Origin of the sequence: Paenibacillus glycanilyticus NBRC 16618, assembly GCF_004000805.1 — a bacterium.
Taxonomy (GTDB): domain Bacteria; phylum Bacillota; class Bacilli; order Paenibacillales; family Paenibacillaceae; genus Pristimantibacillus; species Pristimantibacillus glycanilyticus.
The window spans coordinates 56,156-77,703 of sequence record NZ_BILY01000009.1 but is presented as its reverse complement, the minus strand read 5'-3'; the positions used below and the strand labels follow the sequence as shown (position 1 = coordinate 77,703).

Here is a 21,548-nt window from a genome sequence, read left to right as displayed (position 1 = left end):
TTTAATTATTCTTATCGCTTTGGCAAATAGTTTTTAACTTAATTAACTGTAAATGAATATAATGCTCCCTCATATTGAGTTAAATAACGATAAGTAATACTTTTTCAACTGTTCCTTCAGCTTATACGAAAATATGAAACGTCCCCCGTGTCATTACTTATCCAATCATTGAATCCCAATTACTTTTCGTTGATTAGCGATATAGAAAAGGATTGTCATTCCTACTACACTTTGTTTGAAAGCGCTTTACAAAAAGCGTTCTCCATTATATTCAAGGAGGTTGTTTATGTCATTGGGCAAATCTATTCTCTTTAAGAAAGCTGCTGCACTAACTCTGTCCGCCGTTCTACTTACAGCTGTCATCGCAATTCCTTCCAATGCATTTGCTGCATCTGTCTCGGCAAACGTGAACTGGAACGTTTCGACTGGAAAAACCGCAGGGAATCTTAGTTATGGTATGAATATTTACAAGGCTTTTGAAGGATCGACTGTTGCCGGCGACAGCAGCTACAAAACCAACGTAGCTTATATGAACAACGGTATATTACGCTATCACAGAGCCGATCAAATGGCGGAATCCCGTTCGGGTTATGCGGGTTATAGCCCAGGAGGATGGGTAAATAATCCGGGAGCTGCAAACTATGCATGGGACTATACCAAAATAGACTCCATTTTCTCGAATACCTTCAGCAATTCTCCCATCAGAATGGTAGACTTCGCCAACTGGCCGTCCTATATGGATGACGGTACCGGGAAGTTAAAAACAAACATGTATGATGCCTATGCTGCTTTCTGTGCGGATTTAGTGGACTATCTAAATAATGTGAAACACTACAATATCCAATATTGGGAAGTGTTCAACGAGCTTGAGAACGGACCATCTGGTCCCTATTCCAATAATATGGGCGAATTGGCTGTCATCTATAACAAAGTCGCCACCGCACTCAAACTAAAGGATAGCTCCATAAAAGTAGGAGGACCAGCATTCGCTAGAGCGGACCTCACCGCCCAAGTTGATGCTTTCCTAGCCGGCAGCCACGCCAAATTAGACTTTGTGTCTTACCATTCCTACGCTTCGGGCAATACGGCTTGCGGAGCTACGCCGCTGACAAATCAGCAACTCTTCGACGCTGCCGATGCAGGTTGGGTTACCACCTCGATGAAGACCGAAATTGCCAAGTACACCACTCGAAATATCGAGACCTTTCACGACGAATATAATATAAGCTGGTGTCCGCCGGACAATCGCATGAATAATGAAATCGGCATGATCTTTGACTCGCTCGCAATGATTTCCATGGCAAAAGCGGGAGCTACCGGAACGATGGCATGGAATGAAGCAGACGGCTACTACGGTAAGCTTGAGGGCTGGTCGCCATACAACAAAAGGGCATCCGCGAATCTCTATAATATTTTTAACAGCGATATGAAAGGAGATATTGTAGCCTCAACAGTCAGCGATGGGTCGAAACTCGCTGTCATGGCCGTAAAATCCGGTTCTTGGAGGAAAATAGCGATAGTGAATCGATCCGAAACGGATCAAACAGTGCAGTTGGCAATTTCGGGTGCTTCTTCAAATGTCACGTCCAGCACCTCCTACACTGCCAAGCAAGTACTCTCTTGGGGAGTCAATTACGCGTCGGTAACGCATGGTACATTAACTGGAAGCAGTGGTTACTCGATACCCGCCAACTCTGTGACGGTTCTTGTCATGGATGAGGGGAGTCTCGCTGTCCCGAACAAGGTTTTGAATAATAGCCTTGAAAGTGCATCGGATTGGGGATACTACTACGGTACGAGACAAGCCAGCAATGCCAGAACAGGAACGTATTCGGCGCAAGTCGGTAACGGCGCCTATGTGTGGCAGACGATTACCGGCCTCAGTCCTAATACAACTTATACTTTGAAAGGCTGGGGGAAGAAACAATCGAGTGGAATAACCTCCTACATGTATGTCAGCAATTATGGAGGGGCGCAGATTAATACTCCAATTACCGGAACAAGTTACGGCCTCTATACGATCACGTTTACAACCGGTGCAAGCACAACAAGCGCGGATATCGGAATTTGGCAAGACAGTGGAACCGGATTCACTTGGGGTGATGACTTCGAGCTTAACTAAACATTCGGATTTTAGATCTAACAACAATTAGGAATTAAAAACCACACAGAGATGATCGCGCATTACAACAAAATCATGACAAAAAGCAAAAGGGAAAGTGCTCATAAGCACCTTCCCTTTTTTAAATCAAAATTAAAGAAGTAATTTTAATAGCCTGCAAGGTATTCATTTAACACCAAGTCATTGTAATGATTCAGTAAAATATCCAGGTCTCGCGATTTTTTTAAAACCAGAGGAGACATTCGTCCTAAATGATTGACGGTCTCGTACAGTTCGATACGCAATTCTTCAATTGACTTCATCAACTGCTCTGCTGCAACTGAAGGTTCGCTTTTAAGCAACTTCAACTCTCCCCTCACTCAGCCTCTTTACCTAAACTTCACTCTAACTACTATTACACGCATGAGTTGCTTTTCTAACATCCTCGGCGGTTTACGTTTTTTGCATACGTGCTGCTTCGGTAAGCCGTAACAGGGTCGACCGGCAGCCCACACTCCTCGCGTACAGCTCGCAACAGAGGGGTTACATCATACTCGAAAGCTCTTCTTATGGCAAATTCAGCCCCTAGTACATCACCATTTTGCTGAGCCTGCTTTAACTCTTTTGTGTCTACGAGTAGTGCCTTTGCATACTGTGTTTGTACATTGCCTACTGATCGAATCATGGCTTCTATTTTAGACTCGATGTTGTGCGACTGGTCGATCATATAGGCGATACCTTCCACGGTACTTCGAACGTTAGGATTCGGATCGGTAGAAGCGTTTACTATCTGGTGAAAGATTAAGAATAGTTCATAAGGATTGATTGTCCCAACGATAAGATCATCATCTGCATACTTGCGGCTATTAAAGTGAAAACCGCCAAGGCGCTGCTCATCAATTAAATAGGAAACGATGTGCTCTACGTTCGTACCCGGAGCATGATGACCTAGATCAACCAGTACTTCCGCTTGCTTCCCAAGCTTGTTCGCGAGCTGCAAAGCCATTCCCCAATCTGCGAGATCAGTGTGATAGAATGCCAGAAGCTCTCCGTTAGCACCAATAAATCCAAAATCGACAGCCCAAGAATCGATTCCAAGGGAGTCAATCTCTTCTTTACGAATCTTCATTTTTAGTAGTCCCGATTTAACCTCATGGTACAGTCGCAATATGTCCCAATGCAGCCTGCCATGGACCAACACTGGATCATTCGAGAAGCGGTGCAGTTCCTCGATAACCATTTTTCGGCCAGTCAATCGACCGAGAATGGCTCGGCCGCTACCGGCGCCTAAATCAAAGGCGAGCACGTTTGACATGACATTCACCCCCTTCTTAAAAAGACATTTTGATAGGTTTTTACCACATTAACCTCCACTTACGGATGAAATAAAAATTATAGAGCGAATCAATGACCTTCACCTCAGCGCTATTATAATTAAAAGATGTATGAAATTGCTCTCAAATATGGACAAAACCTTAGGCTATTTACGCCAAAATGCACTGAAAGAAAGGGATGCTTCGGCCGTTGCTGCGTCCGCTTCCTTCGGCGAATGGTGATTATGCGATGGAAGCAATCCGCCAATATTGAATATCCAATTTCTTAAAACAATACTTACAATTTAAGTTTAAATAATTCCAGCCAACCGCAAATGTCACTTTGGATATACATGAAATGTATATAGCTTAAACAGTATGAATTCAACACAAAAAAATCCCGATCAGCAGTGCTGATCGGGATTTTTAATTAACGAAAACATTCTATTTTTTAGATTACTTTTAAAAACCCGCTACGCCAAGAGGAAAAGGCTACTTTAGTCTTGCTTTAATACTGACCTGCTCCGCCATCTACATACAAATCGATTCCATTAACATATGCACTATCGTCCGAAGAAAGAAACTTAACGACTTTCGCAATATCTTCTGCTGTGCCGACTCTACCAAGTGGGGTTTTCTCTGCCATCCCTTCCAAAACAGCTGGTAGTGCTTCTTTACCAAATAAATATTCATATGCAGGCGTATTAATGAATCCTGGGTGAATGACATTTACTCGAATTTGCGTACCCTTCAAGTCCAAAATCCAGCTCCGCACCATTTGTCTGATGGCTGCTTTCGTTCCGCCATATACACTAAATGCTGGGTCGCCATGGGCAGCCGCCAAGGATCCGACAACAATAATTGAACCTACTTCGTTCGGGAATAGCGGCAATGCTTTTTTTACCGTGAAAATGGTTCCCTTTACATTAACATCAAACGTCTTGTAGTAATGTTCCTCTGTAATTTCTTGAAGAGGAACGAGCGAGCCCAAACCTGCATTCGCGAAAAGAAAATCTATATGGCCTTTCTCGCGTTTAACGGTATCAAATAATTTATCGATATCTTCCAACTTAGAAACGTCACCTTGTACACCAGTTGCATTGGGTCCGAGTATTTTTAAAGCTTCTTCGAGCTCTGTCTGTCTTCGTCCAGTAATAAAAACATGCGCACCTTCCTTAACATACATCTGCGCTGCCCCGAGACCAATGCCGCTTGTACCACCAGTTACAACTGCTACTTTGCCATCAAAAATACCCATATCTATTAATCTCCTTTAATCTTAAAACGTTCAGATGGGAACATAAACCACGCTTAGCGAGAGTTTCTGTGCTGTGCAATGGATTCTTGAACCTTTTTCGCCCACTCTACTCGCGGAGCATCCTCACCCTTGAAATCAGGATCTTGGTACACATTTACTCCACTAATGAGATCGCCGTCAAATTCGAAAACGTTACAGAAGCGGCCATGCGAATACGCGTTACTTGGAAAAGCCTCGCCGGAATTTGTGGTACCTTTTACTTGTCCCTCAATTACTACATAATCACCGCTTGGCATAATATTAAAGTTTTTGATGTCGTGTTCCATAGAGGCTACATCTAAAGCCCCGAATCCTTGAGCAAGAAGCCCAATTTCATCTTTGCCGTGTACCATACCTACCTTCGGAAAAAAAATTGTAGCATTATCTTTAAAAAGTGCCATTAAGCGTGGATCCCCGACTTCAACATATCGAAAGTAATTAACTGCCGAATCAATACGTCTTTGTTGCAATTCGGTTTGGTTCATAATAGTGGCTCCTTTGAAATTTTATTTTATCGTGTTGCTCCGTTACCGGATGAAGAAATCATAACGCTAGATGAATTTTTCGACCGTAATCTAAATTACTAAACGGGATGAGCAACCGAAGGAAATTGCTTCCTGCGCTATCAATCATGCCAGTTTAATCAAGACAGTTGGTCAATGTAAATATACATGGTTTGAATTTTATCCCCTTCAAAGAGCATAAAGTCTACACCTGTTACCACTGGAGATTCTTCGGGCTTACCGTACGACCAGTGGAGTCGAACCGCTTGATGATGTATATCGTAAGATTCAATGCGAAAGACGGATTCAGGAAATTGATTTTGTACGTTATCGATTAAGTCCATTAGCCTGCTGTGCCCTTGGAAAGGCTCTTGAAACAGCGGATCGTAAATTAAGCAATTCTCCGCATAAACTTCATCAATAGCTGCTCTTCTCATTTCCCGGTCTGTTTCGCTCCAGACCGAATACATATGTTTTTCAATTATGGCTTGATTCATGTTTTTCATTCCCTTTCTTACGTTTTATTTAAGAAGCAATTTAAGCCAATTGCTCCATTAAGCTTTTCAAATCTCGGCTTCAACTTAGTTTAATACAAGTACCATATAATTTTCTGTAAGTTGCATTACATTATCCCCATAAATTGTTCGGTCTGAAGCCGCTGTTCCACTCATGTCGAAGCATGCCAATAACACAATCGCAAATGACTCATAATCCAAAAACATGAGGTCACCGTATTGGGGGAATGACCATACAATACATGAGCCACCAGATACCGAGGAGTGAATTTGATGTTTAACTTAACCTTAGAAACAGCAAAATATTTGATTGCTGTCGCGGAACAGAAAGCACGACAATTGGGCTTGTCAAGCGATATTGCAGTCGTAGATGAAGGAGCGAATCTAATCGCTTTCCATCGCATGGATGGTGCCAAAATTGCAGGAATCGAAATCTCACAAAATAAGGCTTGGACTAGCGTTGCCATGCAGATGCCGACAGCTAATCTAGCCCAAGCGGCTCAACCTGGGTTTCCATCATTCGGCATTAATACTACGAACCATGGTAAACTTGTCATATTAGGCGGAGGCGTTCCCTTGGTGGTTGATAAAAAAGTTATTGGTGGCATTGGCGTAAGCGGAGGCACAAGTGCTCAAGATATTGAAGTAGCTAATGCCGCCGCTTTAGCCTTCTCGAATTGGCTTGCAGGTGGAGAAACACCGATTGTTAGTGGTCGTAGCGGCTTCTTCCATTATTAAAGAAGGGAAATGAGTCCCAAGCTTTTACGATTGGATCAATTTTGCAAGCCCCGGCTTGCTGGGGCTTTACACTTCGAACCGTCATTATTGAATACTACCCATCGACATCCCTTTTTACGCCTTGCTTGCAAGGAGACTTTTCATAAGGACTTCACTTCTCTTCTCCTCTTAATCAATGTCATAACCAGTAACAAGACCGGAAAGGCAATACAGGGCAATAATGAGGAAAGCGGATAAATCTTTATGCCGTACGTAAAGTGATCCGCAGTGCGAATATAGCTTTTTGAAGTATGTACGAAGCATAGGAGTCCCATTGCTACCACAAACGGTTTCATCTTTGAAATACCGAAAACATGGCCAGCTACAAGCGTAAACACATATTGCATGACTGCCACATAGACCAAGGTAAGGACCGTCCATAGACCCACCAATAGAACTTCAATCCGCTCTAGATACTCTCCGAACTTTACCATTTGAATCGTCGAAAAGAACGGATACGTCGATGTCTGTACATAGTTAAATCCCAGAGAGCTTAAAGTCAAATAAGAAATCATAATTAAATAAATATTTGTCATCAATATTGCGATTGCGCAGGAAGGGAAAATTTTCTTCATATTTTCAACGCGCGACATAAGAAATCCAAACGTAATCACTTGCGAGAATGTAAAGGTAAACAAATGCATGCTTCCGACCAACCTATTCGGCAACGAACTCTTGAGTTGAGGTAGAAAAGGATTGGTTTGGATTTCCGGAATGATAAACAAGCACGTGACAAGAAAACCGAGTAAAAAGAACGGTAAGATGACCAGGTTTGTACGCGCCAAAGTGCCGAGGCCGATGTACACAGCATAGGTTGAACATGCCGCGTACAAAAATATTAGATAATCCGAACTCGTATTTGGCAAAATTACCGTGGTATAAAACATGGATACCGCCCTGAAACCTCCCGATATGGTTTCCAAGTTATTGAGCAGATATACGCAGAGCAGCACTTTGCTGAACCATCTTCCCAGCAGCTTATCGCAAATCTCGGTCAAGTTAAGGTTCGGAAACTGACGTTGAACAAACGAAATAATCCAGAACAACGCAAGCCCGGCTGCAGTATTGAAAAGGTTCGCGATCCATACATCCTGTTTCATCAGCTTGGATTCGGTTAAAAACATGCTTTCGAAACCGGCGATAAATCCGAATAGTAGAAACCCTAATTGAAGATGAGTTATTTTCTCCTTCACAATCATTTGACCCGCCTTTTCACTTATTAAAACTCAATAGATGACTGAAGATGTACCGGGAGAGGGGAGTATATAAGCCGTTGTACAGCTTTTCTACCGTTGGCCACCTTTTCCCGATATATGGAGCGTTATAACCCGCAATGAAACCGCAAAGAAGCAGCATAATTACAGCATCGGATAGCTTTCCTCGTTTGCGCAACAGGACAAAATATACAACGCCATAACAAAGGGAGCCAACAAAAATAGCTATATTAAACATTTACGACTCCTCCTTTATGTATGTAGTCATGCCGGATTTTTCAATCAGAACGGTGACGTGAACTTGGATCGGAATCATGGGGTAAAGAGTCTCCCAATCCTTCTGCATTGTTTTCCATGCTTTCGAGTGATACTGACTGTAATAATCGGAGAATCCAAGAACATCTATTTTCAAATTTTTTTGAAAAAACGCTAAACTCTTATTTATTTTTTCCTCCAAATGACTGGAGGCTGCTTGTTCCATTTGTGAAATAACACTCGCATCACCGACATCGGAATCTTTGTTGATATCCTCCACAGAAGCAGTGTATTTAAGATACACACTCATTTTGGGTCTTCCATTCTGAATATCGCCATGGATGTCCAAATCTTTTTCATGGAATAATGCTGAAAATACCGAACCGTTCTTCGAATGAATGACATCATTGAACTCAATATCTTTCCATACTTTCCTTTTCGATAACGAATTAAGAATCAATACGTCGTTACCATCCACCCATCCTGCAAATTTCTGTTTGTATATAACTGCCCCCCCGGTCACAGTGAGAAACTCTTTTTTATTAGTCTCTGATGTTTTCATCATTATTCTGCCTGCCACGAACCCCCGAGTAGGATTCTCGAATAAATCCACAAAATCTTTAATCGTTAACGCTACATCTTGACCGGACAGCTTATTATTACGGACTTGACCCAGCAAGTCGTTGGATAACATATCACCGGATTCCGTACCGAGCTTAAGTTTATCGGATGCTTGCCCTGGCACAATGATTGGATATGCCGTAAGCCGAAATTCTCTTTTCCTCGACAGGTAGTCCATCACCTCAAAAAGAGAATGTTTTGCCGCGCTCTCGCTGATAATAAAAAATTTATTATGCTGGAAGATTAAATTCTTTCCGACTCGTGACCTCATTTTTCTTGCAGCATCTAATGGCGTTTTACCTGTAGCGCTTGAAACCCATTGGGTGAGTGCCGAAGCCTTTTCCTGGCTTGTATTTGAGGGCATGACGCAAAAGGCGCTAAACGAATATTTATTCGTTTCGACATCGTAATCGATTGCAGCTGCTGTAACCAAAGCAATATCGCTGATTTCGTTTACGTCCGGCGAGCAACCTGTTATCGAAAGCAAGCATAGTGCAACTAAAAAAAAGCCTACTCCTCTTTTTTGACTAATCCCATTCCTTCCCGTGAAAATAATGAGATTGTCTATTGGGTACATCGATTTCACTCCTTTCGCGTTTCAATCTTGCTCTGTAACGGACTGGGGGCAAGAAGATTTTTTTTATTGAATGCTTATAACCTTCTGTACCGATCGGATCAAGATACAGAACGCCACAGAACCGTAGGGAGCAAACGTGGAAAATGACAATAAACATTCCTATGGATAATCCGAACATCCCCGTAAAGGCCGTCAGGAACATTAACGGAAAACGCAACAAGCGAAGTGCGATAGCCGTACTGTAGTAAGGGATTGTAAAGGAAGCAATTCCCGTCATTGCAACGACAATTACCATTGGACGAGAAACTATCCCGGATTGAACGGCTGCTTCCCCGATGATTAGCGCTCCTACGATACTGACGGATTGTCCCATAATGCGAGGCAGACGCATACTCGCTTCCCGCAGCACCTCGAAAGCGACCTCCATGATCAAAGCTTCTATGAAGGTAGGAAATGGAATCCCCGCCTTTGCAGATAGAAACGTCATTAACAAAGGCGTCGGAATCATCTCAAGATGGAACGTAGTCAATGCTATGTAGAATGAAGGACCGATTAATGAAACAATCAAAGTAATGAGTCGGATCGTACGTAAAAAATTGGCAAAGTAAAACCGTTCAAATTGATCCTCGCTGGGATGAAGCATTTCAAAAAACGTGCTCGGGGCAATAAGAGCATTCGGCGTACCATCCGTCATAATGACAATCTTGCCCCTACTCATCGCCTTGACGACCCGATCAGGCCTTTCCGTATTCAGTAATTGCGGGAATGGCGAAAACGTGCTGTCTTGGATCCACTCTTCGATCTGCATGCTATCCGATAGCACGTCTAATTGAATGGCATCAATCCGTTGTCTGAGCTCGTTCAACACTTGGGGATCGGTTCTGTCGGCAAGATAGAGAAGCATCACTTTCGTTTGGCTGTCTTTCCCGATCACATACGATTTCGCTTTCAATTGCGGCGACTTTATCCGCCGCAACACTATGCCCAAGTTTTTTTGCAAGTCCTCGGTGAAGGCTTCGCGCGGGCCGCGAATGTTAAGTTCAACCTGCGGTTCCTCTATGGCCCTCGTCTCGAAGCCCGGCAATTTCATGGCATAAGCCTCGACATGCCCGTTGATGATCAATACGAAATTGGCATCCGCAATATGGTTTATGATTTCTTCGATCCCTTCGAGAATGGTGACTTCGCCAAGTGTATGCAACGAATTCAATAAGACTTCTCCAGCGGGTCCACTGTGTTCACGTAAATCCATATTCATTTTTCGAATAATGAACTGGTTTAATCGTTTTTCATCCACGAGCGAATTCAGATAGATAACAACTGCCTCATCGTAGGCATCTGATTTACCTATATTATGGATCGTGAATAGTTCGTTTCCGGTATAAAGGCGCTTTAGCTCCTGCAAATTTGCGCTGGCTGACGCATGCAAAGATTCCATTTACCATTCTCCCCTTCTTATCCCCCCAGTATGTCCTTAATGTGGAAAATGATTCGCCGCTGAGACAGTGAAAAAACACAAAAACCTGTTCAGTATAACGAACAGGTTCTCCATCAAAATCATTGAAGAATGAGATCAGCACGTATCTCCAATTGCTGAATATCGGAGGATGGTCTGCTTCAGATTTTCTTTATTTTGAAAGCCATGTAGTGTTTCTACTTGGTATCCGTCCTTAAATAGCATGAAAGTCGGAGTGTTCATTACGCCATATGTCGAGGCAAGTTCTCCTTCTTGTTCAATATCAACTTGAACAAGTGTTGCCTGATGTTTTACTTCATCGGCTAGCTCTTCTAAGATAGGAAGCTGTTGTTGGCAGGCCTCACATTCGGATTTAAAAAAGCCCACTAGTGTAATCCCATGGTCGATTTGCACTTGGAAATTTTCTTCTGTTAACGGAAATACCTTCATCAGATCTCCTCCTGTAATGATGCCAGTGACGCTCAAGAGAGCAGCTTGCAATGCAATTTATACAATTCTCATTTCCTTCCGGATATATACGGTCCGTGTTTGGGGGTTCTGAATAATTCTAATGGGCTGGAGGAAATTCTAAAACGGATGTTGTGGAACTTTGCCAGACCTGATTTGTAATTTAGCATACAGACCATTCGTAAAGTTCTCGATATAATCTGAAGTATTCCCGGGAAACAAACAAAATCATCTCTAAAGGAGTAATTATTATGAACGCAAAAGAACAAAGCGTAATTATTGCACGCTTTCAATTAAAGCCGAACTCGGACAAACAAGCCTTTTTTGATAATCTAAAGCCACTGTTTGATACCATGTCAAAAGAACCGACATTTGTAAATGGAATTGTTCATGAGAATGTTGACAATCCGGATGAAATTGTCTTCTATGAAATTTGGAACTGTTCAAAAGAGACTTGGCTGGCAGAAGAGGAATCGAAGGCTTATCGTCAAGGTCCTTATACGAAGGCAGCAAAGTTTTTATTGGGAAGGGAGCTTAGCTTCTACACACCGACAGCTGAGTGGGGAACTACGATTACGGTAGGCAAGCATTTTTCTTGAAACTGTGAAATTGAAGTTATATGAATAATTGATTAAATCCCCTCCAGTTCATGTTGAGTTTACAACGAACTCACCATGAACTGGAGGGGATTTTTGTATGGCTTGCTTTTTCCCGAGTTATGTAAGAATCATCCTCACTGCGAACAGCAGCAAGGTGCCGCACATGATGCGGATCAGCAGCACGCTGCTGATCCGTCGCGATATGCGTGCGCCGATCCAGCCGCCAAGCAGCGCTCCCGGGGCCAGAGACAATACAAGCAACCAGTCCCATTCACCGCGGATCAGATGCATGCCGCTGCCGAACAATGCCGAGACGAAGATAACCGCCATTGAGGTAGCGGTAGCCATATGCGGCGGGAAGCGGAATAAAAGCAGCATGGTCGGAATGAGCAATATACCACCGCCGATGCCGAGCAATCCGGCAATTAAGCCGACGGCCCCCCCAATTAACAATGCTGGTAACACGTTATAACCGTATTCCTGCTCCACTCCAGCGCTATCGGTGTATTTCCGCACATAACGCCAGTTACCGGTATAAGGTTTGATGTGTTTTCGAAACAGAAGCAGCATGACCATGAACAGCATGAAATACCCGAATGCTCGCCGGAATATTTCCGGATCGAACAGCGAGGTCAGGCTTGCGCCCAATACCGATAATGGACCACTCGAGATCGAGAAGAATAAGGCACTGCGAAGGTCAACTTTGCCCTCCTTCACAAACGTTAGCGTGGATGTAAACGATGTAAACACGAGAGCACCAAGCGATACGCCAACTGCCAGCGGCGTGTCTATGTTCTTGCCGAGCATGGACGGACCGAGCAGGAGCAACGCGGGCACGATTACAACCCCACCGCCTAAACCCACAATGGCACCAAATGTCGAAGCGATTAAACCAAGCATGAACATCACTAGCATCGCAGGGACATCCCACGACATTACTATTGGATACACTCACTTGCACCTCGTGTAGCTCTCAATTTTTAATCGAATAACCGTCTTTGGTTTTCTCAAGTCATACAGAATCCATTATTGTGAACGAAGCGGTGCTTTATACGCTACAGCTAAAGATTACAATCATGTCAATTCATTCATTGCCTTTTCAATATGAATCATGATCATTTTTCTGCTGGTTAAGAGTATTCCTTCGTTGGATAGTTCTTGTAAGGTAAGCGATACAGCTTCTCTTGTAGCACCAATCATATTAGCCAGCTCTTGATGTGTTAGCGGTATATCGATCTTTAGGTATCCGTCTTCTTCAATACCAAATTTATTGGAAAGTCTGTTGAGAAAGTAAAGTACTTTTCCTCGAAGATCTCTAAAAACCAGTTTTTCAATTAATTCATCCTGAAGTCGCAATCGCCTGCTTATTTCGGATAAGAAGGGTAAAGAAAGCTCTGGATATTTGGTAATAAGAAGCTCGAATTGTTCATTCGGCATTCTATAGAATGTCGTTCCCTCCAGCGTTTCTGCATAAGTTCCTTTATTCCCTAAAGAGAACGAGTCAACTTCGCCAAACACTCCCCCATCGTCAAGAATGCAAACCGTATATTCTTTACCGGCTGAATTGGTTTTATAGAATCGAACTTTACCGGAAATGATGAAAAACAAACCATTTTTCTCATGACCAGGTGTTTGAATGATGTGGTTTTTCGGCTTCGTAATCAGATTTGAATCATTCATGCCCTGATTCATCTCATCAATTATTGCCGACGAAAGAGATTCGAATAACTTAATTTGCGACATGCTGAATTTAGCTTCCATATGCTCCGTTAGTTCCCGATAAAAAGTTTTTTTTCATTTGAAACCCTCCAGTGCCATCATAGCTTAGCAAGCTGAATCTCATCTGTAATCTAGATTACAAAAGGAACGAAAAGCAGCCCCCGCATTGGGAGCTGCTATGTTTTGCTTTCTTACTTTCTTCACGAGTAGGTAAGTTCGAGTATTTCCGCTACTTTCAAGGGTGAGATGGAAATCGATTTTCTTCCCGTTTGAATAATATTGTTCCTCTCAAGAGTCTTCAATATAACAGAAACCGCTTCGCGAGTAGCGCCTACCATATTCGCTAAATCCTGGTGTGTGATTGGCAAGTCGATTCTTATATTCCCCTCATCTTCGACTCCAAATCGTTCGGATAGCTTGAATAATAAATGAAGTATGCGCTCTCGGACATCACCAAGGGCCAACTTTTCAAGCATCTCATCCTTATCCTTAAGAACCTTACTCAATTCCGTTAACATTTTCATAGCAAGCAAAGGCCGTTCAGCAAGGAATCCTTCAAAATTTTGTTTAGACACCGAACAGATCAACGTTTCATCCATGGTCTCGATGTAATAACCATTCGTTCCAAACGAAAATGTTTCTATTTCACCGAAGATGTTACCCTTACCTAAAATGACCACCGTAAATTGCTTACCTTCCGGAGTAATTCTATATAAACGTACTTTTCCTTCTTTAATAAAATACAATCCGTCTTGAGCAGTATCAGGCTTCTGTATGATAGTCCCTTTAGGGACAGTATTAAAATGTGTCATCGGAGATATATGATCCAGTTCATCTAAGTCATCGGGAGTCAGTACATCAAAAATGCTCATTTGTGATAAGTAATATCGTTTATCTAACATTCCGAGGTGCCCACCTCCTGAATTCTGTATAGATCATCTCAAACCTGAACAATAACACTCAAATTGTGCGAAATCGCAGTTTTACCGCTTTAGTTTTTCCCAAAATAAAATCACTAATCATAACCACTTTGTTGTAATGTATATTACTGTTCTCCTTAGACTCTTCATGGATGACTTTCGCATAGATTAAATGCACAAGGTCGTATGTGTTTTCTACATAAATCAAGCCGGATCGATTATATCGACCCGGCTTGATCCTCAATTCCATAATTAAAATGTCTTCGCAATCTCACGCGCTTTACGGATGGTTTTGTCAATAATCGTCTTTGCTTGATCCGAAGCTGATGCCGTGCCTTCCACAAAGATCCCTTCCAAGCTCGGAACACCAAGAAATTTCATGATTACGTTCAGGTGGCGATGCCCCATCTCGAAAGCGGCAAAGTCAGAACCAGGCGACAATACACTGCCGCTGGCTTGAATATGAACCGCCTTTTTGTGTTCCAATAACCCAACCGGACCTTTGCCTGCGACATACTGGAATGTCTTCCCCGCTACGCAGATAGAATCGATATAGGCCTTCAACACGGGCGGAAAAGAAAAGTTCCATATAGGGTTCACAAAAATATATTTATCGACTTCCACAAATTGATCCACGAGTTCGTTTAAACGATCAATTTTGATTTGTTCTGCAGCGGATAATGGCTTGCCTTCCCCCGCTTTCTTCCAACCGTTCAATACATCGGCATCGATCTCCGGTATGTTCGATTTATACAGATCAAGGTGAATGATTTCGTCGTTAGGGTTTGCTTTTCTATATGTCTCTATAAACGCCGCGCCAACGGACATGCTATATGAAGTGTCTTGATTTTTGGGATGAGCCGTTATATACAACACTTTATGTTTGCGGCCATTGTCATGATTAGAGCTGAAGATTTTTTTTAAAAGTTGGATCAAGTTAATATGGCTCCCTCCACATTAGAATGTTCTTGCAAGTTTCCAAGCTTGTTGAATGGCATTCTCTTTAATTTGACGAGCCTGATCTGCCGCTGCCGCCATGCCTTCTACGAATATAGCGTCAAAGCTAGGAACACCGATGAATTTCATAATGACGTCCAGATGACGGTGCCCAATTTCAAAATCAGCATAATCGGAGCCCGGGGAAAGTACGCTTCCACTAGCTTGAATGTGGATGGCTTTTTTGTTGTCTAGAAGACCTACAGGACCATTTTCCGTATATTTAAACGTTTTTCCAGCGACGCAAATCGAGTCAATGTATGCTTTCAATACTGGAGGATAAGAGAAATTCCAAGTCGGGTTAACGAATACATATTTATCTGCTTCTACGAATTGATCAACCAGCTCGCCGAGTCGAGCGATTTTCGTTTGTTCCGCGATCGTCAGTTCATTGAATGCCGTCCCGGATCCCAACTTCTCCCAAGCGCTAAATACGTCAGCATCGATGCGCGGGATATCCATCTTGAACAGGTCAAGATGAACAATATCGTCATTCGGATTGGCTGCTTGGTATGCTTCAAGAAATTGTTTGCCGACCGCCAAGCTATACGAAGCCTCGGTTTCATTCGGATGTGCGGTGATATACAAAACTGTGGACATAATCTTAATCCTTCTTTCTTTTATTAATCGGAATTTACTCCGTTACGTTTTTGTTGATAAACGCATTTAACACTTATTAAGCTTCTTACTTTTTGTATGTTACTATGTTTTATAAATAAACGTCAAATCCAATTTAACCCTTATCGCTCAACGCAAAAAAAACGGATCGGCTGAACGCCATCCGTTTCATCTGTTTTAATAATTGCTCACTAAAATCCATAAACCCGACGAAAAAATGATTTGATTAATCTAGAAACCGTGAAGCTCTCTTCTTCGAGGACAAAGTGCCCGCCGCATAAAAGCACGAGTTCGACACATGTTAGTTCCCTTGCGAGCGAATATGCCCCCGCCAAGGTGAAAATAAAATCGTTTTTGCCCCAGGCGATCAAGGTTGGAGGCTGATAGGTCCGTAAATACTGCTGCCATTTCGGGTACTGCTCCACGTTATTTCGGTAATCATAGCCTAATGCCAACTGAATAGCGCCATTGCCCGGCCGATCGAGGAAATATTGGTCCATTATATAACCGTCCGGACTAATTCGAAAAAGATCGCACGCACCAAAGGTATATTGTTTCTTGGTGAACTCAGCATCAACAAGCGTGGCAAACTTGTTCTTGTTCTCTAGACTTGGATCTGCCCAAAGCGCCTTGAATAAATCAAATGGTTGTCCAAGCCCTACAGCATGCGCAACTGCGTTCTGGATCACAAAGCCTAATACCCGCTCCGGATGACGGATAGCGAGCCTGAAACCGACAGGGCCACCGTAATCATGACAATATAAAATATACTGAGGAATGCAAAGTCCATTAATCAATTGTTCTATTACCAATGAAAGATGTTCAAACGTATACGAGAACTCATCCACTGAGGGCATGCTGCTGTTTCCATATCCGGGATAGTCTGGTGCAATGACATAATAGCAATCGGCCAGTAGCGGTATCAAATCCCGAAACATATGGGATGAACTCGGAAATCCATGAAGAAGAATAATCGCCGGGTTCCGCGGATTTCCTGCTTCGCGAAAGAAGACTTCTATCCCTTCGATGTTCATTTTCTTATACTGCACAGCCAAGGACATCTATAGCTCCCCCTCCTTGCAAGTTCAACCGTCTTAGTATGAATATGAACAGATCGCCCATCTGAGACCTTGAATAGCGTTTCTTACTGATACTACTCTAGGAAATTGGAAGGCAAATAACGAATATCGCGGCTGCTGCCGATATTTAAGACTCGATCGGTCTCATTGTAATGAAAGTCGCCATCTCCCGAATAAAACCAGGTTTTCTGCTGAAGCCCATTCTCAAGCTCGTCAAATATAAACACATTCAGTTCTTGTCTCCACTTTAGCAACTCAGCTATTTCCGGTTCCAACTCCACAGGAAGATAGACGGTTATCTGCTTTCTGCCTTTATCTAGTTCCTTCACTACAAATTGAATTTGCGGGTTAGCATCAGTATCTACGAACGTCCTCCCGCCTACAGCATGCTTGATCAAAAATCTGGGCATTATGGCTCCTCCTTAAGGCAAGTCTATCAACATAAAGAACGTTTCATCTGCTTCTTGTACTCCTTCAAGCTTCAAATCGGTTTCATTCACGAGGCGCGCGGAATCCCGTCTGGACAGCAGCGTCCTTGCATCGTTCGTGCCGGTTACCTCTAGCCGTCCTTCAATGACGAACAAAAATACCCTTCTTCCCGGTTGTTGTTGAAATGACACCGTTGAGCCAGCTTGCAGCTTACTTAGATAAACAGTCATATCCTGATGCAATTTTGCAACCGAATGTTCAACCGAATTGCTGGAAGCGATCGGCAGCAACCGTCCGGGGAGCAAACTCGGATCATACTTCGTTGTCTCATAAGACGGCGCTAATCCTCTTCTTTCTGGCTCGAACCAGAGCTGAAGCAGCGTGACATCTTCGGTATCCGAAGGATTATGTTCGGTATGCACCACTCCAGTACCAGCAGACATTCGCTGAACGCCACCAAATGTCGTCACCATCACGTTTCCTAAGCTGTCCTCGTGACGGAGCGCTCCATCAAGAACAATTGAAAGAATCTCCATGTCGCTATGCGGATGTGCGCCAAAACCACGTTTTGGAGAAATCGTATCATCGTTCAGGACCCTTAACGGGCCAAACGCGGTATTCTCCTCATCGAAGTAATTACCGAATGAAAAGCTATGGCTGCCTTTCAGCCAACCCAGATCGAAGGAATGTCTCGATTCTGCGGGGTATACGTTAATCATTACGCTCTCTCCTTGTGTTTACATTTTTACTGAATCGAAATGGAACAGGATCATTCCTCTACAACAGGTGCCGATCCTCCGTACGCCGGGATATGAAAATCAGGCAGGGAGCTGTAATTAGTCTCCTCTGCCTGAACTGAAAAACGATTACCCGTATGATTACGCGTTTGTGATTTGACTTCCCCATTCACCCTTAGGTTCTAGCCAACTAACATTTCTATCAACGATTAAATCGCTTAGAGTTCCTTCGTAGTTCTTACGATATGGCTTGGTGAATTCCTCTGCAATCCAGCTGTCTCTTGTGCCATGCCATGTTTCATAAATGACTAAATCATCGGGCTGATCCAGATCATCGGAGACGATAGCACTGATGAATGATTTCTCGGATGACATTTCTTCGATAAGGGAAGATAACGCCTTGCGGAATTCTTCCTTTTTCCCTGGTTTAGCTTTGAAGCGAATATTTAGTTGAACTTGTTGATTGGACACAATGACTCCCCCTATTCCTGTTCCATCGTTTTTTGTTTATTGATCTTTTGAAGGTGAATCCAACTTACTCAGATATTCCCTAATTTGAGCTGGAGTTTTTGCAAACTTGCTGTGCAAGTGATCCAATTTCTCACCATTCTTGAATACAAGCAAGCTTGGTATTCCTCTAACGTCATACTTTTCTGCGAGCGTCTCGAATTGTTCCGAATCGACGGCGAAGAAGGTTTTGTCGCTATTTTCACTGATGATATCTCCGATAAAACGATCAAGATTTTTACAATCCGGACACCAGGTTGCGTCGAACTTCATGATGGTATAGCTATCTTGACCGATTTGTTCTTGGAATTGCGCTTCATTTTCAATTCTATTCATTGTGCATCCCTCCTTGTTATGTGCTCATCTTAGCGCAGCATACGACATATTTCTGTAATCTAAGTTACAGAAGTTCGATATCATAAATCCAACCGATGTTCAAACATTCCCCAGTCTCCACCGGTCAGTGCGAAATCATTTGAAATAGATCATTCAAGGATTCGCTCATCGAAGGATGGGTAAAAATATGATCCCTTAAGAAGGTATAGGGCTGTCCGGTTACCATTGCGATTTGAACGATATTTATCATCTCGTGAGAGTCGGCACAAAACAACGTACAGCCTAGGATTCGATCCGTTTGCGCATCGACGACCGCTTTTAAGAGTCCCTCCGTCTCTTCGCTCAATTTAGCTCGAGGTATGGCTGCGGCCGGCAAGAGCGCAATTTTCACTTCATGTCCAGATGCGACAGCTTCTTGTTCCGTTAATCCTACACGAGACAACGGCGGGTCGATAAAGACGGAATAAGGAACGAATTGCCGGTCTTGAGTTGTCCGACGTTTGTTTCCATACAAATGGTCCATAATGATCCGTTGGTCATCCAACGAAATGTATGTGAACTGTAGCCCGCCTACTACATCACCCATCGCAAAGATGTGAGGGACAGTTGTTTGCAAACGCTCGTTCACTTGGATTGCCCCCCGGTCGGTAATCGCAATTCCTGCGTTAGAAAGTTGCAAACCTTCAATATTCGGTTTCCTACCCGTTGCAACCAAGACAACATCCGTTGTTTCTTGCCGCTTTTGATCGGCTTCTGCATATGTAACGATTGCGGCATGTTCCACATCTCTCACGGATTCGATAGTTGCGTTATGAAATGTCACTCCTTTTTTCTCTAATGAGCTTTGTACGGCTTGCGCGATATCTCGATCTTCCCTTTCGAGCAAGTTGCGATGCGAATCCAGAACGATAACCTCGGAGCCAAAACCGGCATACATGGAAGCAAATTCCAATCCTATGTAACCGGCACCAATAATAACGAGTCGTTTTGGAAGGGCTGTCTGTTCCATTAATGAAGTACTAGTGTAAACATGTTTGCTTTCCTGGATCCCATCAATTTCGGGTATGACAGTAGTTGCTCCAGTATTAATGTAGATTTGCTCGCTGTGCAGCATCACATTGCCGGTCTCCGTTTGTACGGAGATTTCATGCTGAGATGCAAAAGAAGCTTTACCGGTAAAAAGTGTTACTGTTTGTTTCTTATCGAGGTTTTCGAAGTTTTTTTGCCGCATGGCAGCGATCAACTCCGTTTTTTTGTTAATGGCTGAACGGTATTCACTGGCTTGATCCTCGAAACTCGATAGTCTCTTCAACTGGGAAAGCTTTGAATGATGCACCAACGCCTTTGTCGGAATGCAGCCGATATTAATACAGGTGCCTCCGTACATCATCTTGGACTGTTCGATCACTGCAACTTTCTTGCCTCGATCAGCCAAAGCTGCGGCCAACGTTTTCCCGCCTTTTCCGAAACCAATAATAATTGCCTCGAAATGCTCCACATGAGTCCTCCTCTTTCTATTCGCTATCGAGTAATATTACCTCTATTCAATTGCTGCATTCACCATAAAGCATCATTATTTTCGGCTACTGCAATCCCGATGAAGGAATATGAAAGATTACATAAAAATTGTTTCTCGTAAAATAGATTACAGAACCGAAAGAACATTACGGCTATAATAACGAACATGAAAGGAAGCTTATATCGGGTCAGAACGAAATATAGCACAAAATACAATACACATTATGGAGGAATACAACTATGTCGACGTTTTTAGATGTTATGGGACCACGTATCAAACTTTTGACTGACTTAGCGGAAAATCGGGAGTACAGCCTTATGGAAGCGGAAGTTCCGCCAGGTGTGGTCGTTCCAGTTCATAGCCACGATGACCGCGAAACCTTTGTCGTTCTCAAGGGTCAACTCGAAGCTTTTACAAATGACAGCTGGCAAACCGTTCATGCTGGACAAACGGTCGATATTCCGGGCCACGTGAAGCACGCTTGGAGAAATTCCACGAATGAAACCGTCAAATTGCTGGTCGCCTCGACTGCGAAAATGGGAGATTTCTTCGTTGAAATCGGCCGTCCAGCTGATACGATTCAACCAGGTCCTCCTTCGCCGGAAGTTTTGCAACATTTTGTTCAAGTCGCTATCGCCTACGGCTACTGGCTTGGAACACCGGATGACAATGCAACAATTGGAATCAAATTGGGCTAAGCACACGAGCAGGCGAATTCTCGCTCAGATGCCGCTTTAGAATAAAAATAGCGATTGAACAGAAGTTTCCTGTTCAGTCGCTATTTTTTTGAGATTACTTTAGTTCTTAGAGGTCATATATTCAAGAGAGTCCACCTTATTAATTATCAGCATAAATTCACTCTTTTCATTTATATTCATGTCCAATCAATTAGATAAGCATACGCTGGTGGTGTGTGGCGTCATAATTACCGAGAAAACAGCAGCGGAAAATCTTGATTTATCAAGGGGCGTTTCCTTAATTAATGAGAAAAA

23 protein-coding genes and 1 pseudogene are annotated in these 21,548 nt (G+C 43.0%); 4 read left to right on the top strand and 20 right to left on the bottom strand.

Translation table 11 applies throughout. From position 1 onward, the window contains the following. Nucleotides 1-286: 286 nt before the first annotated feature. Nucleotides 287-2,122 carry a GH39 family glycosyl hydrolase gene (locus PGL01S_RS09145; RefSeq protein ID WP_127493715.1) on the top strand — a complete coding sequence of 612 codons (1,836 nt, stop codon included), beginning with the start codon at nucleotides 287-289 and terminating at the stop codon, nucleotides 2,120-2,122. Between the two features lie 146 nt (nucleotides 2,123-2,268). On the opposite strand, the gene PGL01S_RS09140 is transcribed toward PGL01S_RS09145, so the two are convergent. The 5 genes and pseudogenes from PGL01S_RS09140 to PGL01S_RS09120 all read right to left on the bottom strand — a co-directional run bounded on the left by PGL01S_RS09140 (nucleotide 2,269) and on the right by PGL01S_RS09120 (nucleotide 5,711). Further along, complete coding sequence (locus PGL01S_RS09140; protein ID WP_127493712.1) at nucleotides 2,269-2,463, bottom strand: aspartyl-phosphate phosphatase Spo0E family protein; 195 nt, start codon at nucleotides 2,461-2,463, stop codon at nucleotides 2,269-2,271. 74 nt (nucleotides 2,464-2,537) lie between these two features. Next, nucleotides 2,538-3,140 (bottom strand): annotated as a pseudogene (locus tag PGL01S_RS09135) (sugar isomerase); the annotation flags it as partial. Nucleotides 3,141-3,922: 782 nt separating this feature from the next. Next, the gene (locus tag PGL01S_RS09130; protein WP_127493709.1) at nucleotides 3,923-4,672 is read right to left on the bottom strand and encodes an SDR family NAD(P)-dependent oxidoreductase; all 750 of its coding nucleotides are present in this window, start codon (nucleotides 4,670-4,672) and stop codon (nucleotides 3,923-3,925) included. Nucleotides 4,673-4,725: 53 nt separating this feature from the next. Further along, nucleotides 4,726-5,196 (bottom strand): nuclear transport factor 2 family protein, encoded by a 471-nt coding sequence (locus PGL01S_RS09125; RefSeq protein ID WP_127493706.1) that lies wholly within the window; start codon nucleotides 5,194-5,196, stop codon nucleotides 4,726-4,728. A gap of 158 nt (nucleotides 5,197-5,354) precedes the next feature. Next, entirely contained in the window at nucleotides 5,355-5,711 is a 357-nt protein-coding gene (locus PGL01S_RS09120) for a nuclear transport factor 2 family protein (protein WP_164775419.1), read from the bottom strand. 291 nt (nucleotides 5,712-6,002) lie between these two features. On the opposite strand from PGL01S_RS09120, the gene PGL01S_RS09115 reads away from it, so the two are divergent. After that, nucleotides 6,003-6,467: a GlcG/HbpS family heme-binding protein gene (locus PGL01S_RS09115; RefSeq protein ID WP_127493701.1), complete on the top strand. Its 465-nt coding sequence runs from the start codon at nucleotides 6,003-6,005 to the stop codon at nucleotides 6,465-6,467. Nucleotides 6,468-6,607: 140 nt separating this feature from the next. Here the strand turns inward: PGL01S_RS09115 and PGL01S_RS09110 are convergent, their stop codons facing one another. From PGL01S_RS09110 to PGL01S_RS09095, 4 genes are all read right to left on the bottom strand, one after another. Next, nucleotides 6,608-7,705, bottom strand: coding sequence for a GerAB/ArcD/ProY family transporter (locus tag PGL01S_RS09110; protein ID WP_127493698.1), 1,098 nt, complete (start codon nucleotides 7,703-7,705; stop codon nucleotides 6,608-6,610). A 253-nt stretch (nucleotides 7,706-7,958) separates the two neighbouring features. Further along, complete coding sequence (locus tag PGL01S_RS09105) at nucleotides 7,959-9,173, bottom strand: Ger(x)C family spore germination protein (RefSeq protein WP_127493696.1); 1,215 nt, start codon at nucleotides 9,171-9,173, stop codon at nucleotides 7,959-7,961. Then, nucleotides 9,124-10,611 (bottom strand): spore germination protein, encoded by a 1,488-nt coding sequence (locus tag PGL01S_RS09100; RefSeq protein WP_127493694.1) that lies wholly within the window; start codon nucleotides 10,609-10,611, stop codon nucleotides 9,124-9,126. Before PGL01S_RS09100 ends, PGL01S_RS09105 begins: the two co-directional genes overlap by 50 nt. Nucleotides 10,612-10,746: 135 nt before the next feature. Next, nucleotides 10,747-11,079, bottom strand: a complete 333-nt coding sequence (locus tag PGL01S_RS09095; RefSeq protein ID WP_127493692.1) for a thioredoxin family protein — start codon at nucleotides 11,077-11,079, stop codon at nucleotides 10,747-10,749. 269 nt (nucleotides 11,080-11,348) lie between these two features. Between PGL01S_RS09095 and PGL01S_RS09090 the strand changes: the two genes are divergently transcribed. Beyond that, nucleotides 11,349-11,696, top strand: a complete 348-nt coding sequence (locus tag PGL01S_RS09090) for a putative quinol monooxygenase (RefSeq protein ID WP_127493690.1) — start codon at nucleotides 11,349-11,351, stop codon at nucleotides 11,694-11,696. 117 nt (nucleotides 11,697-11,813) lie between these two features. On the opposite strand, the gene PGL01S_RS09085 is transcribed toward PGL01S_RS09090, so the two are convergent. The 11 genes from PGL01S_RS09085 to PGL01S_RS09035 form a co-directional block, all read right to left on the bottom strand. After that, on the bottom strand, nucleotides 11,814-12,647 hold the full coding sequence (locus PGL01S_RS09085) for a sulfite exporter TauE/SafE family protein (protein ID WP_244935551.1): 834 nt from the start codon (nucleotides 12,645-12,647) through the stop codon (nucleotides 11,814-11,816). A gap of 123 nt (nucleotides 12,648-12,770) precedes the next feature. After that, the gene (locus tag PGL01S_RS09080) at nucleotides 12,771-13,457 is read right to left on the bottom strand and encodes a Crp/Fnr family transcriptional regulator (protein ID WP_127493688.1); all 687 of its coding nucleotides are present in this window, start codon (nucleotides 13,455-13,457) and stop codon (nucleotides 12,771-12,773) included. 158 nt (nucleotides 13,458-13,615) lie between these two features. Then, nucleotides 13,616-14,317: a Crp/Fnr family transcriptional regulator gene (locus PGL01S_RS09075; protein ID WP_127493686.1), complete on the bottom strand. Its 702-nt coding sequence runs from the start codon at nucleotides 14,315-14,317 to the stop codon at nucleotides 13,616-13,618. Between the two features lie 270 nt (nucleotides 14,318-14,587). Further along, nucleotides 14,588-15,271, bottom strand: a complete 684-nt coding sequence (locus PGL01S_RS09070) for an NAD(P)H-dependent oxidoreductase (RefSeq protein ID WP_280525704.1) — start codon at nucleotides 15,269-15,271, stop codon at nucleotides 14,588-14,590. Between the two features lie 21 nt (nucleotides 15,272-15,292). Next, on the bottom strand, nucleotides 15,293-15,931 hold the full coding sequence (locus PGL01S_RS09065) for an NAD(P)H-dependent oxidoreductase (protein ID WP_127493684.1): 639 nt from the start codon (nucleotides 15,929-15,931) through the stop codon (nucleotides 15,293-15,295). Between the two features lie 209 nt (nucleotides 15,932-16,140). After that, nucleotides 16,141-17,010, bottom strand: coding sequence for an alpha/beta fold hydrolase (locus PGL01S_RS09060; protein WP_127493682.1), 870 nt, complete (start codon nucleotides 17,008-17,010; stop codon nucleotides 16,141-16,143). A 92-nt stretch (nucleotides 17,011-17,102) separates the two neighbouring features. Then, nucleotides 17,103-17,438, bottom strand: coding sequence for a hypothetical protein (locus tag PGL01S_RS09055; RefSeq protein WP_127493680.1), 336 nt, complete (start codon nucleotides 17,436-17,438; stop codon nucleotides 17,103-17,105). Between the two features lie 12 nt (nucleotides 17,439-17,450). Further along, on the bottom strand, nucleotides 17,451-18,176 hold the full coding sequence (locus tag PGL01S_RS09050) for a pirin family protein (RefSeq protein ID WP_127493678.1): 726 nt from the start codon (nucleotides 18,174-18,176) through the stop codon (nucleotides 17,451-17,453). A gap of 159 nt (nucleotides 18,177-18,335) precedes the next feature. Continuing rightward, nucleotides 18,336-18,665, bottom strand: a complete 330-nt coding sequence (locus tag PGL01S_RS09045; protein ID WP_127493676.1) for a putative quinol monooxygenase — start codon at nucleotides 18,663-18,665, stop codon at nucleotides 18,336-18,338. A 36-nt stretch (nucleotides 18,666-18,701) separates the two neighbouring features. Further along, complete coding sequence (locus tag PGL01S_RS09040) at nucleotides 18,702-19,037, bottom strand: thioredoxin family protein (protein WP_127493674.1); 336 nt, start codon at nucleotides 19,035-19,037, stop codon at nucleotides 18,702-18,704. Nucleotides 19,038-19,161: 124 nt separating this feature from the next. Further along, nucleotides 19,162-20,535: an FAD-dependent oxidoreductase gene (locus PGL01S_RS09035; protein ID WP_127493672.1), complete on the bottom strand. Its 1,374-nt coding sequence runs from the start codon at nucleotides 20,533-20,535 to the stop codon at nucleotides 19,162-19,164. Between the two features lie 260 nt (nucleotides 20,536-20,795). On the opposite strand from PGL01S_RS09035, the gene PGL01S_RS09030 reads away from it, so the two are divergent. Next, entirely contained in the window at nucleotides 20,796-21,254 is a 459-nt protein-coding gene (locus PGL01S_RS09030) for a cupin domain-containing protein (protein ID WP_127493670.1), read from the top strand. Nucleotides 21,255-21,548 lie beyond the last annotated feature (294 nt).

Excerpts from the sequence above, each read along its gene's own strand:
- PGL01S_RS09120 (WP_164775419.1), bottom strand. The coding sequence starts at position 5,711 with ATGAATCAAGCCATAATTGAAAAACATATGTATTCGGTCTGGAGCGAA.
- PGL01S_RS09115 (WP_127493701.1), top strand. The coding sequence starts at position 6,003 with ATGTTTAACTTAACCTTAGAAACAGCAAAATATTTGATTGCTGTCGCG.
- PGL01S_RS09080 (WP_127493688.1), bottom strand. The coding sequence starts at position 13,457 with ATGGAAGCTAAATTCAGCATGTCGCAAATTAAGTTATTCGAATCTCTT.
- PGL01S_RS09110 (WP_127493698.1), bottom strand. The coding sequence starts at position 7,705 with ATGATTGTGAAGGAGAAAATAACTCATCTTCAATTAGGGTTTCTACTA.
- PGL01S_RS09105 (WP_127493696.1), bottom strand. The coding sequence starts at position 9,173 with ATGTACCCAATAGACAATCTCATTATTTTCACGGGAAGGAATGGGATT.
- PGL01S_RS09075 (WP_127493686.1), bottom strand. The coding sequence starts at position 14,317 with ATGTTAGATAAACGATATTACTTATCACAAATGAGCATTTTTGATGTA.
- PGL01S_RS09065 (WP_127493684.1), bottom strand. The coding sequence starts at position 15,931 with ATGTCCACAGTTTTGTATATCACCGCACATCCGAATGAAACCGAGGCT.
- PGL01S_RS09125 (WP_127493706.1), bottom strand. The coding sequence starts at position 5,196 with ATGAACCAAACCGAATTGCAACAAAGACGTATTGATTCGGCAGTTAAT.
- PGL01S_RS09060 (WP_127493682.1), bottom strand. The coding sequence starts at position 17,010 with ATGTCCTTGGCTGTGCAGTATAAGAAAATGAACATCGAAGGGATAGAA.
- PGL01S_RS09095 (WP_127493692.1), bottom strand. The coding sequence starts at position 11,079 with ATGAAGGTATTTCCGTTAACAGAAGAAAATTTCCAAGTGCAAATCGAC.
- PGL01S_RS09090 (WP_127493690.1), top strand. The coding sequence starts at position 11,349 with ATGAACGCAAAAGAACAAAGCGTAATTATTGCACGCTTTCAATTAAAG.
- PGL01S_RS09130 (WP_127493709.1), bottom strand. The coding sequence starts at position 4,672 with ATGGGTATTTTTGATGGCAAAGTAGCAGTTGTAACTGGTGGTACAAGC.
- PGL01S_RS09100 (WP_127493694.1), bottom strand. The coding sequence starts at position 10,611 with ATGGAATCTTTGCATGCGTCAGCCAGCGCAAATTTGCAGGAGCTAAAG.
- PGL01S_RS09040 (WP_127493674.1), bottom strand. The coding sequence starts at position 19,037 with ATGAATAGAATTGAAAATGAAGCGCAATTCCAAGAACAAATCGGTCAA.
- PGL01S_RS09030 (WP_127493670.1), top strand. The coding sequence starts at position 20,796 with ATGTCGACGTTTTTAGATGTTATGGGACCACGTATCAAACTTTTGACT.
- PGL01S_RS09050 (WP_127493678.1), bottom strand. The coding sequence starts at position 18,176 with ATGATTAACGTATACCCCGCAGAATCGAGACATTCCTTCGATCTGGGT.
- PGL01S_RS09145 (WP_127493715.1), top strand. The coding sequence starts at position 287 with ATGTCATTGGGCAAATCTATTCTCTTTAAGAAAGCTGCTGCACTAACT.
- PGL01S_RS09055 (WP_127493680.1), bottom strand. The coding sequence starts at position 17,438 with ATGCCCAGATTTTTGATCAAGCATGCTGTAGGCGGGAGGACGTTCGTA.